Here is a 16,175-nt window from a genome sequence, read left to right on the forward strand (position 1 = left end):
TTGAAAAGCCTCTAGCGAACTTCATCCTATATGCAGGCTTGCTGCATAATAAATTATGTATCACAGTAATAAATATCCCCTGAAATTCCTCTACAGATATTTGACGTCCTTTGTACCTCTGGACAATCCTGTGATTCCTGTGCGGGCCAGTTCAAGTATCTCATAGCCCTCCAGAAGATTAATAAAAGCATCCAGCTTCGACTGGTTCCCTGTCAGTTCAATTATCAGGGAATCTATAGCCACATCAACGATCTTGGCTCTGAATATATCCGCAACCGCGATTATAGACTGACGGTTCTGGGCATCAGCCCTTACCTTTACAAGAATCAGTTCGCGGCTGACGCTCTCTGACTCTTCCAATACCTTGATATCAATTACATCGATCAGCTTGGCCAGCTGTTTTGTGATCTGGTCTAAGATCAGCTCATCGCCATTCACAACGACAGTCATCCTGGAATACCTGGGATCTGCCGTAACACCTACTGTCAGGCTGTCAATATTATAGCCGCGGCGGCTGAATAACCCTGCCACACGGCTGAGGACACCTGATGTATTGTCTACCAGTATAGATAACACTCTTCTGTTCATCCATATCCCTACTTTCACTCAAAGTTACTAACATTCTATCAATTATTAAAATCTTTGTCAATGTTTAATTCGCTAAAGTAAGAAAGCAAAGTAACAGTTAATATAAAGCTAACGCACAAAAGCGCACCCTGCATAATAGCGTCTGGCCAGTGCGAGGACATTTATATCACAGGCTTGGAAGCCAAGCGGCTTATCTGTTACCTCCCTGACAGTTTCCAGGACCTCCTGCACCTCTTCCGAATCCAGGCTGTCTTCAAATATGATCAGCAGCGCATCCGCATCCTCTTTTTCTTCAGTCTCATCCATCAATGCATCTAAGTTCTTCAGAGTATCTCTGCTGCATATTATGCTCTCTGTCTTTGTCTCCTTGTCAATGACCAGAAGTGTACGTTCCGTGGCCGCCAGTTCCGGCATCTTGCTGCGCTCCTCCCACACGGGAATGGGCATTTTCTCTGCCCCCTCTGCCAGCGCTCTGATATGCTCCTGTGTGGTGCCGCAGCATCCTCCTATGATACATGCCCCTGCATTTATAAGTTTTTCTGCATGACTGCAGAACGTCCCGGGATCCATATTATAAACGGCATTTCCTGCCTTATCAAATGACGGCTTTCCCGCATTCGGCTTTGCAATGAGCGGCACTCTTGCTGTCACTGCCATCTTTTCGATCATAGGTACCATAAGGTCCGGTCCTGCTGAACAGTTTATTCCCACAGCATCCGCCCCTGCATCCTGCAAGACAGCTGCCGCCACCGACGGGTCAGTGCCATAAAGGGTCCGCCCGTTTTCCTGGAAGGTCATAGTAGCCATAACAGGTAGGCTGCAGGTCTCCCTAGCAGCAATAACAGCTGCCCTGGCCTCCTGAAGACTCATCATGGTCTCAACCACAAGGAGATCTGCGCCTGCCTCAACAAGAGCTGTTATCTGCTCTTTATATATATCCACAAGTTCATCAAATCCCATATCACCCATGGGGTACAACTGGGCTCCTGTCATACTCAGATCGCCGGCCACATAAGCCCGGCCTCCTGCTGCGGCCTTTGACAGCTCTACCAGCTCTCTGTTCAGACGGACAGTCTCATCCTGCAGCCCGTATTCCCTGAGGTGATACCTGTTGGCTGTGAAAGTAGGCGCGTATATGATCTGTGAACCCGCATCCACATACCCTTTCTGAAGTTCAAGAATAATATCAGGATGTTCACTGGCCCACAGCTCCTGGCATACGCCCGCCGGCATCCCTGCTTTCTGCAGGCAGGTCCCCGTGGCTCCGTCCAGCAGGATGATCTTCCCGTCTGTCAGCTCCTTAAATTTCTTCTGATCCATCTTTTCCCCTCAGCTCAAGCATTTCTTTTTCTGAATTTTTATAACAGTTATAACAATACTGGATGATATCTTTCCTTGTTATTATTCCAATAAAAATCTGATTATCATCAATGACCGGAACAAAGTTCTGGTTCATTGAAGTCAGTACAAGATCTTCAATCTCGCAGTTTACATTTACCGGCTCATTGTACCAGTGCCTTCTGATCTGGCTCAAAGGAATATCTTCAGCCTTGTGCAGATCCAGCAGATATTTATCTTTTATGTCCCAGAGCAGGTCACCTTCCGTCAATGTCCCTACGTAGTTACCCCTCCGGTTGATGACCGGCACCGCACTGTATCGGTAATGCTCCATTTTTTCCAGTGCCTGCCTCAGTGAAAAATCGTCATAGAGATAAGCCAGTTCGCTCTTAGGCGTCAGGAAAAACAATACATTCATTTCTTTTACCTCGTCTCGTCAAATTAATATAGCACATTCTTTTCCATAAATAAAATACATAATATTCATGGCTGTTATAAATATAGGTTATATTCAGCCAGATCACATCTGCTTCCTGACAATTTTATATTCATCATTGTACTGGAAATACGGGCAGTCTGAGAAATCATTTCTCATAAAACGCCCCATCTCATCCTCATCCAGGTTTACTTCACATACATAAAAACCACACTCTTCATCGTAAGAATAATTAATGCAGCATTCACAATTGCCCTTTCCCGGCATCGTCATTCACCTCCTGCATTTTATCTTACTACGGATTCCCCCTCTTTTCAACAATTCCCTTATGATTATTTCTTTTATTATCTCACAGTCATACTCAGAGCCTCTATAGCCACACTGCCTCCCCGCACCACCTCGATGCGGTTGGGGAATATCTTTTGGAGGAGCCTTATCATGTCATCATTTTTTTCTTCTGTCTGAAGGCATTCCAGAATATATGAAGTCTTGTCACAGTCAGCGATAGACACCTGAAATACCTGTGCGATCCTGAACAGCTCCGCCTTATCACTTTCAGAGCAATGGCCCACCTTCACATACATCAGTTCCTTCATATGAATAGGAATATCTGTATAGTCAATGACCTTTATTACTTCCACACTTCTGTTCAGCTGTTTTTTGACCTGCTCAAACGTGCGGTCATCACTCGTAAGGCTGATAGTCATCCTGGAGATCGTGGGATCTTCTGTCTCTCCCACTGTAAGGCTGTCAAGGTTATACGATTTTCCAGAAAACAGGCCCGAAATCCTGGCCAGGGTACCTATTTCATTTTCCACAAACAGACAGATCCATCTCTTCTTTTCCATTACTTTCGTCCTCCTAACAATCCATAATCATGTCTTTTATTGCATTTCCGCCAGGTACGATCGGAAGCACGTTTGCTTCCCGCTCTATAATAAACTCAATCAGTGTAGGTGAATTTTTATTTGCCTTTGCCCTCTCAAACGCCGGCCGTATATCTTCTGTACATTCAACTCTTATACCGGCCGCATCATAGCTTTCAGCCAGTTTTATGAAGTCAGGAGAGTACTTCGGGCATTTCTTATCTCTGTTCATACAATCGCGCTCACAGCTTCTCCTGTAGCACAGGCAGGTACTGGAATACCTCTTGTCAAAAAACATTTCCTGCCACTGCCGCACATTCCCCAGATATCCGTTATTCAGCACACAGATGATGACAGGAAGTTCCAGCGCCACTGCCGTGGCCATTTCCTGTATATTCATCTGCATCCCGCCGTCTCCCGACACACAGATCACTGTCTTGTCCGGATTTCCTATCTGTGCGCCTATAGCTGCCGGGAATCCATATCCCATGGTTCCAAGTCCGCCTGATGTGAGCAGCTGGCGTTTTTCATCCAGTTCCAGATACTGTGTTGTCCAGAGCTGGTTCTGCCCTACATCTGTTACAACAATCGACTCAGGAAACATCTTATTGATCTCCTCAAGTATGATTTGAGGTGTCATCCCCTGATATTTTTTCATATGGATTGGATATTCTTCTTTCCATTCACTGATCTGTCTTTTCCACTCTTCCACAGGGAGCGGCTTCGCATCCTCAAGCATTTTTAAGATTGCTTCCCTGGCATCTGCAACTATGGGGATATCAACCTGTATATTCCTTGAAATTGATGCTGTATCTATATCAATATGGATTATTTTTGCATGAGGAGCAAATTCATTGATTTTCCCTGTGATCCTGTCATTAAATCTGGTCCCTATAGAAAAGAGGACATCGCATCTGGTAACTGCCTGGTTAGATGCGTAGTTGCCGTGCATTCCTATATTTCCCACATAATTAGGATGGCTGGTAGGTATGGCCCCCTTCCCCATGATCGTAGTGATTACAGGCACTCCCGTCTTCTCAGTGAGCATGGTCATTTCTTTCTGGGCCCTGGCTATATTAACACCTCCCCCAATGAGGAATACCGGCCGGCTGGCCTTCTCAAGCACATCCATGGCACGTCTTATCTGGCCTGCATGCACACCCGTGTTCGGTCTGTATCCCCGGACCGTAACGGTATCAGGATACTCACCGCTCCCATATTCCTGCTGGATATCTTTTGGAATATCTACTAATACGGGGCCCGGTTTGCCTGTCCGAGCAATATAGAAGGCTTTTTTAATCACTTCTCCCAGTTTTTCCCTCTCTCTTACGGTTACGGCATATTTACAGATATTTCTTGTAACTCCTACTATATCAACCTCCTGAAAAGCGTCATTTCCAATTAAATGTGTGGGAACCTGCCCGGTAAAGCATACAAGAGGAACACTGTCAAAGTTTGCCGTAGCGATCCCTGTGACCAGATTTGTAGCGCCCGGTCCGCTCGTTACAAGGCATACTCCTGTCTTCCCGGTAGAACGGGCATATCCGTCGGCTGCATGGATCAGGCCCTGCTCATGCCGCGGCAGCACCACATCAATTTCATCCTGGCCATACAGAGCATCAAAAAGGTCTATAGCCATCCCGCCCGGATATGCAAACAATGTCTCAACGCCTTCTTCTTTTAATGCTTTTACAAATAATTCTGTTCCTTTCATTTCCATACCTTTCATTCCTCCTTCAAATTTTTTAATATAAATACATAGGACGAACTTTCCTATGTAACAGAAAAAGCCCTAAACTGGATCTCTCCAGCTTAGGGCGAATTCATCATCCGTGGTACCACCTAAATTCAGAAACTAATTTCTGCTCTCATGCCAGTACGGATATCTCCTCCTGACATTTGAAAATATCTGCTTCTGCTATATTTTCTGACTTGATCAGTACGGATAAATATCGATACCGCTTTCCTCGTAACGGCGGAAACTTCCGTTGGAGTCTACTTAGAATCTCTATGCCTGATCCCGTTCAATCCACTGCTCAAGGGCTACTTCCATATTCTAAGAATAAAGGCTTTCACCAGCCGCCTTCTCTCTGAATTCCGCCAAACATGTACTACTCCCTGTCACTGCATTTACAATCTGTTTATTTTTATATAATCTACCACATAATCTAAGTGCTGTCAACTATTTATTTATAATTCTATAATGTTTTCCCTTGAAGGTTCAGACAATAATTCCTGCCCAATATCAGGCACCTGGAATCGCTGCCATGACCTATCTGGGGCGTAGCAGCCACAGGTACTCCTCTCTTTTCAGTTATATTCAGCACCAGTTCCTCTATCCGCGGTCTGCAGCCTTCCTCTTCCATCTGTGTAAATGTCCCCAGGAGGATTCCGTTTACCTTATCCAGGGCCCCCGTCTGTTCCAGCTGGCACAGATATGTGGCCATCTTTGCCGCGTCTCCGCTTCTGCTCTCCAGAAAAAGGAGCTTCCCCGCAAAATCCGGCCACCAGGGTGTACCTGCCAGCTTCAGCAGACACCGTATATTTCCTCCCGCCATGATTCCTTCCATCCCGGATCCCCGCAGAAACTTAAATTCAAAATCATAGAGACATGCACTGCCGCCCATGGCTGTCCTGTAAAACTCTTCCCTCTGCCTGTCCCCACAAGCCCCTGTCAGATTCCTGATCTGATACAGATATGTCTCCATACCCGCCGAAGCATTTACAGCATTCAAAAGAACTGTCAGATCACTGTATCCAAACACAGGCTTCGGCTCTCTTATAAATATCCCATAATCCAGATGCGGCAGCACCTCATTTGCCAGGTCCCCGCCCGACACGTCAAATACAGCTCTCACGTCTTTCCTGCAGTACAGCTCCATAAACGCTTCCGCCCGTTTTTTCCCTGTTCCGGCATAGTGCGTTGAAGCTGCATACATTACAGCTGAAACTGCCGTCCTGATCCCCATATCCCCCAGTATATCTGCCAGAGTATCTATCCTTTGTTTCTCAGACGGCCTTAATCCATTAGAACAGCACACCAGCGCCGCTGTATCACCTTTGTTTAACATTGCCATTTGTATCCCTCCTGTTACAAAATATTATATCATCTTACGCGAAATATGCTATACTATCTGTGGTGCAGATCAGCACAATATTATCAGATGAAAGGAAAATAACATACATGAAGAATTCAACAGATTTGGAAAAACTGCTGCGCTCCATTGACCACCGCAGCTATCCTGCATACAAAGATACAAAAGGCAGTTATTCATTTCCAAAATACGTATTATCTATTGACCATGTCCAGGGGGACCCCTTTGCATCTCCCTCTAAAGTAAGTATACAGATACAGGGCAAAGCCGCCGGTTTTCCCTCTGAAACCTATGATAAGCCCTACAAAAGGACTGCCCTCTGCGACTATCTGCTGCGCCTGTTTAAGCAAAAGATTGACAAGTATAATTTCAAAGCAAAGGGGTCAGGAAAAAGCGGACTTATATCTGTAAGCAAATGCGGACAGGAGATTCTTGAGCGGACCGCCTGTGAGATCTCCCCCTCTGACGGAAGCCTCATGATCCGGCTGGAGGTAGGATTCCCCGCTAATGGCCGGACAATCAATTCCCAGGAGCTTATCAAAATCTTTTTTGATTTTCTTCCTGAATGTGTAAATTCAGTTTGTTTCTACGCCAAGCTGGATCCCAGGAAGGTGGGATCCGTTATTTCTCTCTCTGAAGACCAGCAGTATATCAGGGAACAGCTTCCCATCCTCGGGCTGACCTCGTTCATTGCTAACGGCTCCGTCCTTCCCAGGGAATCCGGTGTCTCCCAGCGCCCAATGAAAGACAGCGTACCATTTACATCGCCTGCATCCATGGAAGTAACACTTATGCTGCCCCACCGGGGCCCTGTCGCCGGCATGGGCATACCAAAGGGCATCACTCTTATCGTAGGCGGCGGATATCACGGAAAATCAACACTGCTGAAGGCCCTGGAGCTGGGCGTGTATAATCATATCGGAGGGGACGGGCGTGAATATGTCATAACAGATGCTTCAGCCATGAAGATACGCGCCGAGGACGGCAGAAGCATTAAAAAAGCGGATATTTCCATGTTTGTAAATGACCTGCCAAACGGCCGGGACACTGTTTCTTTCTATACAGAGGACGCCAGCGGCAGCACTTCCCAGGCTGCAAACGTGGTGGAAGCCATAGAAAGCGGGTCTTCACTGCTTTTAATTGACGAAGATACCAGCGCCACAAACTTTATGGTTCGGGACGAGCTTATGCAGCGTGTCGTACACCGGGACCAGGAACCGATCACTCCATTTATCGAGCGCGCCCGCCTGTTATATGAGAAATACGGTATTTCTTCTGTCATAGTAGCCGGAAGTTCCGGCTCTTATTTTCATATCGCCGACTACATTATCCAGATGGACCGTTATATTCCAAGGGAAATTACGGAATTTGCCAAGAAAGAGGCTCTTGCCTTTCCTATGCTCACAGGCCCTGCCGGCGAGCCGTCAAAGCCTTCCGTGTCACGCTGCCCTTCCCCCAGCCCGGAGGTCAAAGGCAACAGCCGCCTGAAAATGAAAACCATGGGAAGGGACGGCTTTAGCATCAACCGCGAAAATATTGACCTGCGCTATGTGGAACAGCTGGCCGACTCCGAGCAGTGCACTGCCCTGGGATATATCCTCACTTATGCCGAAAACAGCCTGTTCAATGGGCGGAACAATCTTCAATCTGTAGTAAATGCGCTGGAAAACATTTTAAGATCAAAAGGGCTGGCCGCAGTCGTTCCCGGAAGCTATCTGCCTTCCGGCCTCGCTATGCCCCGCAGGCAGGAGATCTTTGCATGCCTGAACAGATACAGGGGATTAAATGTATAAAAAATGTGATTATGGGTATTCTTCTACTGTACCAACAAATGAAGATATACAAGGAGATGCTCATGGAAAAAATGAAATCTACTTACGATGACGGCAATATCCCCGAGATCGATATGCCGCAGTCAGATAATGCTACTAATAATATACCAGAAGAATTCCCTGTAACCGTTGAACCGCTGCCCGAATCCACAAGGCCGCGAAAAGACGGACCAGGAGGGGAATAAAAAACGGGGGCCTGTGCACTTTGTGCGCCGGCCCCTTCCTTAATCACTTGTAGCTCTCTAATAATTCAATCCTGCACTTGAGTTCCTTCTGCAGCGACAGGTATATGTACCGGCCGCTTCCATCTCCATAAGTCCCCATCTGTTCCACTACAGCTCCAAATTCATCCTGCAGCCTTTTGACCACAGCATCCCCGTCCTCTACCTGGAACGCTATGTGGTGGATACCCTCCCCATATTTATCCAGATGATCTCTCCAGACTGAGGGATATTCATTAGGCTCGATCAATTCCAGTGAAACGCCGGGGGTAAGATCAAAAAATGCCAGTTTGCAATTAGCCAGCGGAGCCGGTTCCCCATACATTTTTGTCTGCATCACTTTATAATCCCCGCAGATATCCGCCTCCGGTTCAGCGCAGTCGAATAACAATGCATACTTCTTTTTTGTTTCTTCAATATCGTTCACAACAAAACCAACCTGTGCAAACTTAGCCTGTCCTAAAATCTGTTTTAAACCCATCTCTTTTCCTCCTCATATAATTTTTGCTATTTCATAATAATTATAAAAGATCTGCTCTTTTCAATCGTTCCTTCACATAATTTAAACTGGAGATATATTCCTCATCCGTATCCAGATGTTCAATTATGACCGGCATATCCTTATCATATTGGTCAATAAGTGAAATATATTTTTCTATATTCAGGCTGCCGTTCCCGCAATAAGTCTCTTCCAGCTGGAAAGTATATTCTGTTTTTAATCTGATGTCTTTCAGATGACAGCTGCAGATAAATTTCCCCAGTTTATCAAAACACTCCTGGAGAAAATCATCAGAAAAGAAATATCTCCCGGGACAATTGATCATATTGACCACATCCATATGTACTCCAAAAGCAGGTCTGTCAACCTCTTCCAGCATTTTCAGATATTCGTCCGGACTTGACGGATACATCCACGGCATTGCTTCAAGACTGTACTTCGTCCTTGCCGGCTTTACTTCATCCAGCAGGCCACGGGTATAATCCCTGATCATATCCCAGCACTCTTTTGAGTAATTTGTTTTATACCCGCCGTCCCACAAAGGCCCCCCGTATGTTCCGGCTACATTTACACAGCATTTTGCACCTATCTCATCCGCCAGCTTTAACTGGCCCGCTGCTCTTTGACGTGCTTCTCTTTGTTCTTTTGGATCAATTGCAAATACATTTCTCCATATTCCCACCTCCGCGATCATCAGATCATGGCTATGGGCAGCATCAGCATAATCGGCTATCACATTTTCAGGTGCAGTATAGTCTACGGGAAATACCACGGATCTGCACCCCAGCTCCTGCATTCTCAAAGCCCACTCCTCCGGTGTTTCATGTTCCAGCGCGGATGATAAGCCAATCCTCATTTTCAGTCCCCCCTTCCATTCTTCATTTTATTATAATTTCTCTAACTTGTCATCATTTTTAGGATCATTCTGTCAGTTTCCCGCATGCCGTCTCTTCCCATGGTCGTATATGCCTCGATCGTTTCCTGCAAAGTATCCGCGATCAATCCTTCTCCTGATTTCAGCACATCCCCGCTCATTGCCATCTTATGGGCCAGTATGGCGCTGTCAACAGCTGTAGCAATTTTAGCAGCGCAGGAAGCTTTTGCTCCGTCACACACAATTCCTGAAAGCGTGGCGATCGCATTTGTCAGCGTATTTTCAATCTGTTCATAAGTTCCGCCCAGCATATATGTAATAGCCGCCCCGCTTGCACAGGCTGCGCTCACCGCACCGCAGTATGCTGAAAGCTTGCCCAGTTTGCTTTTCTGGTAAATAGCCGTCATATTGCTGAACACCACAGCCCTGAGCATTTTCTCATGGCTGACATTATATTCTTCTGCAAATATATATACCGGCATGCTCACCGTAAGCCCCTGGTTCCCGCTCCCGGAATTGATCACAACGGGAAGTTTGCATCCGTCCATTCTTGCATCTGAGCCCGCAGCGGCATATGCGACAGCTTTATCAGTGCAGTCCCTGCAGGTCTTCATAATATTTTTGCCAACATTTGCGCCATAAGGTCTCCGAAGGCCCTCTTCTGCGATCACCAGATTTTTATTTATCTGTTCCTCAATTATATCTTTTACATCGTTCAGATCTACATGATCCGCATACCAAAGAATATCCGGCAGGGTTGTATCCGGGTCAAGCATTACTGCATTTTCAGCGGCTGCTTCAGATTTTGCCTGGTAAATGATCTCTCCATTTTTTTCAATGTGGTCTATATGTGTATGCTCATCCTTGACCTCAACTACTACGCTGTCATTTCCGGCGGACATCCGCACCTCAATATCCAGAACAGCCTCCGTGTCAAGAAGCCCCACCTCACACATTCCCTCTTCCAGAAAATGCCTGACCGTCTCCACATTTTCCCTGGTGATCGGCTTCAAAACCTCATATTCCAGGGAGGAATCCCCATTAACCGCACCTGCGATCGCACTCGATGCAATTCCCTTTAATCCGTCTGTAGACGGTACGGTAACGCTCTTTACATTTTTAACAATATTACCGCTGCAGGAAACTTTCATTTTTTCCGGCATATGCCCAAGGACTTCTCTTGCCTTGGCAGCAGTAAAAGCAATCGCAATTGGTTCCGTACATCCCAATGCCGGTACAAGTTCATGCCTTAAAACTTCTGTAAAATTCTCATACATTTTATTACTCATAATGTCTCCATCCAGTGTGCCTTACTAATTCTCTGCTTTACTATCGACCAAAACCCAGCAGCCAGAAGCGTTTGACTTCTTAACAGCATCAATCACCTGCATGCAGCGGCATCCGTCCAGCCCGTCTGCAATCACTGCTTCATTTTTCGTCAGCGCATCAAGAAAATTTATTGTAATATTCTGATACTCATCATGATCTGCCAGAGTATCATATTCTTCCGTGGAACCATCTTTATAACAGATCCTGATCCCTTTTCCCTCAAAGGTCTTCAGTGTTCCATTCGTCCCATAAACTATTGTTTCGTTTTCCGCTTCCCCATAATTGCACCAGCTGATCCATATAAGACCGGCTAATCCATTTGACAGTTTCGCATTTATTAATGCATGATCCTCCGCATCTATTTTTTTCCCGTCTGCATAGCTTTTGTCAATGGTAGGAGTAAAAGCCTGTACCTCCTCAATATGAGCGTCAAAGAGATAATCAACAAGGTCAATTCTGTGACAGCCCACCGACAGCAAGGCTCCGCCAATATTTTTTAAATATTTATCATAAAAATCCGGCTGATTGCCGGCAAGCGTTGTATACTCCACTCCTTTTTGTGTAAGATTTGTCCTGAAGAAAACCGGCTTTCCAATTTTCCCTTCCCTGATCAGCTGCTTAGCCATTGTATGCACTTTATATGTTCTCTGGCTAAATGCCACCATTAGCATTCTGTCTGTTTTCTTCCACTCTTTTACAATCTCCTCAGCCTGTCCGGCATTTAACGCAAGAGGTTTTTCACAGAGAACGTGCTTACCTGCTCTCAGCGCTTCTATGACATTAGCCATGTGAAACCTCTCAGGCGTACATATAATAACAGCATCTACCTCTTTGCAGGACAGCAGTGTTCCCAAATCATAAAACGCTTTTACATGATAAGTTTCCGCCAGTTCATCCGCATTCTCTCTAACCGGGTCACAAACCCCGTAAAAACATGCACCCTCATATTTTGAAAGTGCCGGTGCATGACGTTTTCTGGCAATCGCCCCGCATCCTATAATAGCTACATTCATTGATCTTCACCTATTTTCAGCTGTATTTCCCCGTCTGATGCAAGTATGGGAGAATATGGCGGTTTTCCCTTCTGAACCTCCCGAAGTTCATTTTTACTCTTTTCAACTACTTCCTTGTTTTTCAGAACATCTGCACAAAACTGCGCGATATATTTGCCAGCCTGAACAGCAGCTTTTCTTCCTGCCGCAGAACCTGATGAAGCTGTTACGCCCCAGCTGTGGCCTCCAACCCCCATGACGCCTCCTCCAAACAGCTGCACCGTGGGAATCACCTGGCTTACATCATTTACGTCTGTAGATCCTGACTCCGCCCAGCCAGTCCCCAGGGGCACACACAGATGCGTGGGCAGCAGGCAGCATTTTCCCATGATAGCTTCCCGGCCCGCCATATCTAATGTATCCGGAGCTTCCTTACCGTTATAGTTCTTATACAGCTCTTTTGCAAACTGATAGTCATTCTCATCATACACGATGTTCGGGACCTTTTTCATAGCTTCATACAAAACATCATTCAGGGTAAAATTCAATACTGGCTCGTATCCGCCGGATATGATTTTATAGGATACTTTTGTTCCTGACATGAGCGCCGCGCCTTTCGCAATATCACATACCCTGCCAAACACCTGATCCACTGACTCTTTCTTATCTGATCTTATGTAATATTTCACTACTGCATAATCAGGGACCACATTCGGGCGCTCACCCGCTGCTCCAAATACATAGTGGATCCTGACAGCGTCATCAACATGCTCGCGCAAAAACTCAACCCCCATATTCATAAGCTGCGCCGCATCCAGGGCGCTTCTTCCTTCCTGAGGGGCACATGCCGCATGTGATGTAATTCCGTAAAAACTAAACTCCACGCTAATCATGGACTGGCATATATGTTCACAGACTCTGAACGGTCCTCCTGTATGCCAAGCAATGCAGATGTCCACGTCATCAAAACAGCCCATCTTCATCATCTGGACTTTCCCTGCAAGTCCTTCTTCCGCGGGACAGCCATAGTATTTCACAGTTCCGGAAAGCTTCTGTTCTTTCATAACCTGCTTTGCCGCTATTGCCCCTGCAGCACACCCGGCTCCCATCAGATTGTGACCGCATCCGTGACCTGGTCCTTCAATGGGAGAACGGCTTGCAGTTCCTTCCTGTCCCAGCCCCGGCAAAGCATCATATTCACCAAGAACAGCGATAACAGGATACCCGTCTCCCCATTTTGCAGTCAGACCATTATTTACCTTTGAAGGCGCAACCGGATATGTCTCTACCTCAAACTCATGCTCACGCAAATACGATGCGACCTGAGAGCAGGCATATTCTTCTTCTCCGGAAACTTCCGGATGATCAAATATTCTTTTCGAAAGAGCTTCTACACCTTCATGATTTTCCAAAAACCATTTTTGTATCTCTCTATCCATATTACCCCTCTTTTAAAGCAGACCCGCCAGCTTAATCTGCAGCGGGTCTGTTTTCCACTATTCTTCTATTTTCCACTCGCTGTAATTGAATCCGCGTGTGAGCATCATATCTTTATCCACGCCCACAAGCCTGTCGCTTATTGCAGTATTAATATAGGGCCCGATAATGTATACATAGTTGTACTCTGTAAGCTCAAGTTTCTGAATCTCCTGTGTAAGTCTCTTGATTTCATCCTCACTTGTTGCAGAAGCCAGTTCTTTCTCAACCTTCATAAATGTAGGATCATCCACTTTAGCCAGGTTATATGGGCCATACTCACCACTGTCATCGATCGTTACCCAAATAATAAAGCCAGTCTCCAAACTTGTAAAATTGGCGCCTGCGCCTCCGTTGATCCACATGTCATAAGCTTCATCTCTCATTGAGGAGATACATGTCTGTGTATCAAGCGTTACAATTTCCAGTTTAAGGCCATACTTGGCCCATGTATCCTGCATTACAGTACAAATAGCCTGGCGCACTGCCATATCATTGATACATACTGTATAAGTGCGGTCAAAGTCGAATCCTTCTTCTTTGAGCATTTCAACTGCTGTCTCAGGATCAAACTCATAACCATATTCCTCTATGATCTCCTGGTCGCTCCAAACATTTTTCGGTGCATATGTTGTGTATACCTTTGCTCCATTCCCATAACAGCCTGATTCTATCATGGCATCTTTATCAAGAAGCATCGCAAAAGCTTTCCTGATCTTGGCTGAATCAAATACCTTATTGTTCAGTACAAAGAAATTGGCTGATGTTCCTTCCATGGATTCTGCATTATATCCTTCAAGAGTCTGTGCAAATTCCATATCAGCGTCCGGGATTGCTGCAAGAGTGCCATTGATCAGATCAACTTCACCTGCCATCATTGCAGTTGTCAAGCTTGCCGGCTGTATTACTTTAATGCAGAGAGTCTCAATTGAAGGCGCGCCCAGATAATAATCAGGATTTGCTTTATAAGTCACACTTTCGCCCGGAACTGTGCTTTCAAAAATATATGGCCCTGTGCCGACCGGCTTTGTCCAGAAATCATCCTGGAGGATTGTAGCAGGGTCTTTTCCTTCCAGACAGTGTTTCGGAAGAACTGTAAAATACATATTCCATGCAAACATAGCAATTTCTGATTTAGGCTCTGAATAATATACATCTACTGTATAATCATCAACCTTCTCCACATGTACGCTGTTTGGTGAAAGCTCAATCCCGCTTTCATCACAGCCCTCCACGCCCTGTAAGAAAAGCCTTCTGGATGTGACAAGATCAGCGCTTGAATAGAGCTGATATGTAAACACTACATCGTCAGCATTGAACGGTTCTCCGTCATGCCATTTAACGTCCTTGCGCAGATTCAGGGTAAGAACCTTAAAATCATCTGAAATATCAAAGCTCTCACACAGTCTGTAGCTGTAGCCGCCCTTGCCGTCCAGCTCTAAAAGCCTGTCAAACATGGGATTGGCAGCGCAGTCATCATAATCCGCTGTAGCCGCTAAAGGACAAAGCGTATTCCACGAACCTGTAAACGCCATAGTAACTGTCTGGCTGTCTGCAGCGCCTGAAGTAAATACTGTACCCAGAAATAAACTCACCATAAGAATTGCTGAAAATAAAAATGCTGTTTTCTTCTTCATAATCATTTTTCCTTTCATTTTGTTATTTTGCCGCACATATGACATGCTGCAAAATGATCCTCCCCAACTAATTTCAACTCTGGTCTTTTACTTTTACAAACATCCGATGCATACCTGCATCTTGTTCTAAATCTGCATCCTGAAGGCGGATTTACAGGGGAAGGAACTTCTCCCTCCAGGTATGTCCGCTCTCTCTTGTAGTTAACGTCTGCAACCGGGATTGCAGAAAGCAGGGCCTGTGTATATGGATGCGACGGGTTGTTAAATAATTCTCTTTTCGTAGCTAATTCAACAAACTCGCCCAAATACATAACTGCGATCCTGTCTCCAATATAATTAACAACACTTAAATCATGTGATACAAATAAGTAAGAGAATTTAAACTGTTCCTGCAGATCCTTCATCAGATTCAGCACCTGGCTTCTGATCGAAACATCCAGGGCTGATACAGGTTCATCACATACAATAAACCTTGGATTCATAATGAGTGCTCTGGCAATCACGATCCTCTGTCTCTGCCCCCCTGAAAATTCATGCGGGTATTTATTCAGCCAGTCTTCAGAGATCCCGACAACCTTACAGACTTCCCTGATCTTTTCATCCAGCTCATCACTTGTTGCCGCAAGTTTAAAAGCATGTACAGGCGCGCCTATCAGCTCCCTGATAGTCATCCTGGGATTCAGCGATGCGTATGGATCCTGAAAAATCATCTGAAGGTATTGTCTGTATGGCCGCATTTTCTTTTCGTCTAACTTGCACAGATCGACCCCGTCAAATATCACTTCACCTGAGGTTGGCTTTATTATCTGCAGAATACATCTCCCCAGTGTTGATTTCCCGCATCCGCTTTCCCCAACCAGGCAAAGAGTCTCTCCTTCCATAACATCAAAAGAAATTCCATCCACTGCTGTAAGCTTTTTACTTTTCTTCAAAAAACCTCCATTTACAGGAAAGGTCTTTGTCAGATTCTTCACCTCTAATAATTTTTTCAT

Annotated in this window: 16 protein-coding genes and 1 other annotated feature; of the genes, 2 read left to right on the forward strand and 14 right to left on the reverse strand. The window is 45.6% G+C overall.

The genetic code is table 11. The features are described 5' to 3' along the window. Positions 1–90: 90 nt before the first annotated feature. The 7 genes from ilvN (NSB28_RS02855) to NSB28_RS02885 form a co-directional block, all read right to left on the reverse strand. The gene (ilvN, locus tag NSB28_RS02855) at positions 91–588 is read right to left on the reverse strand and encodes an acetolactate synthase small subunit (RefSeq protein ID WP_109624298.1); all 498 of its coding nucleotides are present in this window, start codon (positions 586–588) and stop codon (positions 91–93) included. A 108-nt stretch (positions 589–696) separates the two neighbouring features. After that, complete coding sequence (locus NSB28_RS02860; protein WP_109624297.1) at positions 697–1,908, reverse strand: homocysteine S-methyltransferase family protein; 1,212 nt, start codon at positions 1,906–1,908, stop codon at positions 697–699. After that, positions 1,889–2,344, reverse strand: coding sequence for a CBS domain-containing protein (locus tag NSB28_RS02865; RefSeq protein WP_109624296.1), 456 nt, complete (start codon positions 2,342–2,344; stop codon positions 1,889–1,891). Before NSB28_RS02865 ends, NSB28_RS02860 begins: the two co-directional genes overlap by 20 nt. Before the next feature lie 102 nt (positions 2,345–2,446). Then, complete coding sequence (locus NSB28_RS02870) at positions 2,447–2,629, reverse strand: DUF6472 family protein (RefSeq protein ID WP_109624295.1); 183 nt, start codon at positions 2,627–2,629, stop codon at positions 2,447–2,449. Positions 2,630–2,706: 77 nt separating this feature from the next. Continuing rightward, positions 2,707–3,210, reverse strand: coding sequence for an acetolactate synthase small subunit (gene ilvN, locus NSB28_RS02875; RefSeq protein WP_109624294.1), 504 nt, complete (start codon positions 3,208–3,210; stop codon positions 2,707–2,709). Positions 3,211–3,223: 13 nt separating this feature from the next. Further along, entirely contained in the window at positions 3,224–4,948 is a 1,725-nt protein-coding gene (ilvB, locus tag NSB28_RS02880) for a biosynthetic-type acetolactate synthase large subunit (protein ID WP_109624293.1), read from the reverse strand. 90 nt (positions 4,949–5,038) lie between these two features. After that, positions 5,039–5,362 (reverse strand) — a binding site (T-box leader). Positions 5,363–5,426: 64 nt separating this feature from the next. Further along, positions 5,427–6,305, reverse strand: a complete 879-nt coding sequence (locus NSB28_RS02885) for an LD-carboxypeptidase (RefSeq protein ID WP_257497416.1) — start codon at positions 6,303–6,305, stop codon at positions 5,427–5,429. A gap of 107 nt (positions 6,306–6,412) precedes the next feature. Here NSB28_RS02885 and NSB28_RS02890 point away from each other — a divergent pair, with 107 nt between their 5' ends. Beyond that, on the forward strand, positions 6,413–8,116 hold the full coding sequence (locus NSB28_RS02890; RefSeq protein ID WP_109624292.1) for an ABC-ATPase domain-containing protein: 1,704 nt from the start codon (positions 6,413–6,415) through the stop codon (positions 8,114–8,116). Between the two features lie 62 nt (positions 8,117–8,178). Beyond that, positions 8,179–8,340 (forward strand): hypothetical protein, encoded by a 162-nt coding sequence (locus NSB28_RS02895; RefSeq protein WP_187374124.1) that lies wholly within the window; start codon positions 8,179–8,181, stop codon positions 8,338–8,340. 43 nt (positions 8,341–8,383) lie between these two features. Here NSB28_RS02895 and NSB28_RS02900 read toward each other — a convergent pair whose 3' ends face one another. The 7 genes from NSB28_RS02900 to NSB28_RS02930 are packed head-to-tail and all read right to left on the reverse strand — an operon-like array spanning position 8,384 to position 16,175. Continuing rightward, a complete protein-coding gene (locus tag NSB28_RS02900; protein WP_109624290.1) occupies positions 8,384–8,857 on the reverse strand; it encodes a VOC family protein in 474 nt (157 codons plus the stop codon). Positions 8,858–8,897: 40 nt separating this feature from the next. Next, positions 8,898–9,731 (reverse strand): sugar phosphate isomerase/epimerase family protein, encoded by an 834-nt coding sequence (locus tag NSB28_RS02905; protein ID WP_109624289.1) that lies wholly within the window; start codon positions 9,729–9,731, stop codon positions 8,898–8,900. A gap of 41 nt (positions 9,732–9,772) precedes the next feature. Beyond that, positions 9,773–11,038, reverse strand: coding sequence for an L-cysteine desulfidase family protein (locus NSB28_RS02910; protein ID WP_109624288.1), 1,266 nt, complete (start codon positions 11,036–11,038; stop codon positions 9,773–9,775). A gap of 24 nt (positions 11,039–11,062) precedes the next feature. Further along, entirely contained in the window at positions 11,063–12,091 is a 1,029-nt protein-coding gene (locus tag NSB28_RS02915) for a Gfo/Idh/MocA family protein (protein WP_109624287.1), read from the reverse strand. Beyond that, on the reverse strand, positions 12,088–13,509 hold the full coding sequence (locus NSB28_RS02920) for an amidohydrolase (RefSeq protein ID WP_109624286.1): 1,422 nt from the start codon (positions 13,507–13,509) through the stop codon (positions 12,088–12,090). Before NSB28_RS02920 ends, NSB28_RS02915 begins: the two co-directional genes overlap by 4 nt. 57 nt (positions 13,510–13,566) lie before the next feature. Next, positions 13,567–15,183 carry an ABC transporter substrate-binding protein gene (locus NSB28_RS02925; protein WP_257497417.1) on the reverse strand — a complete coding sequence of 539 codons (1,617 nt, stop codon included), beginning with the start codon at positions 15,181–15,183 and terminating at the stop codon, positions 13,567–13,569. A 14-nt stretch (positions 15,184–15,197) separates the two neighbouring features. After that, a complete protein-coding gene (locus NSB28_RS02930) occupies positions 15,198–16,175 on the reverse strand; it encodes an ABC transporter ATP-binding protein (RefSeq protein ID WP_109624284.1) in 978 nt (325 codons plus the stop codon).

Source organism: Murimonas intestini (assembly GCF_024622195.1).
Lineage (GTDB): Bacteria > Bacillota > Clostridia > Lachnospirales > Lachnospiraceae > Murimonas > Murimonas intestini.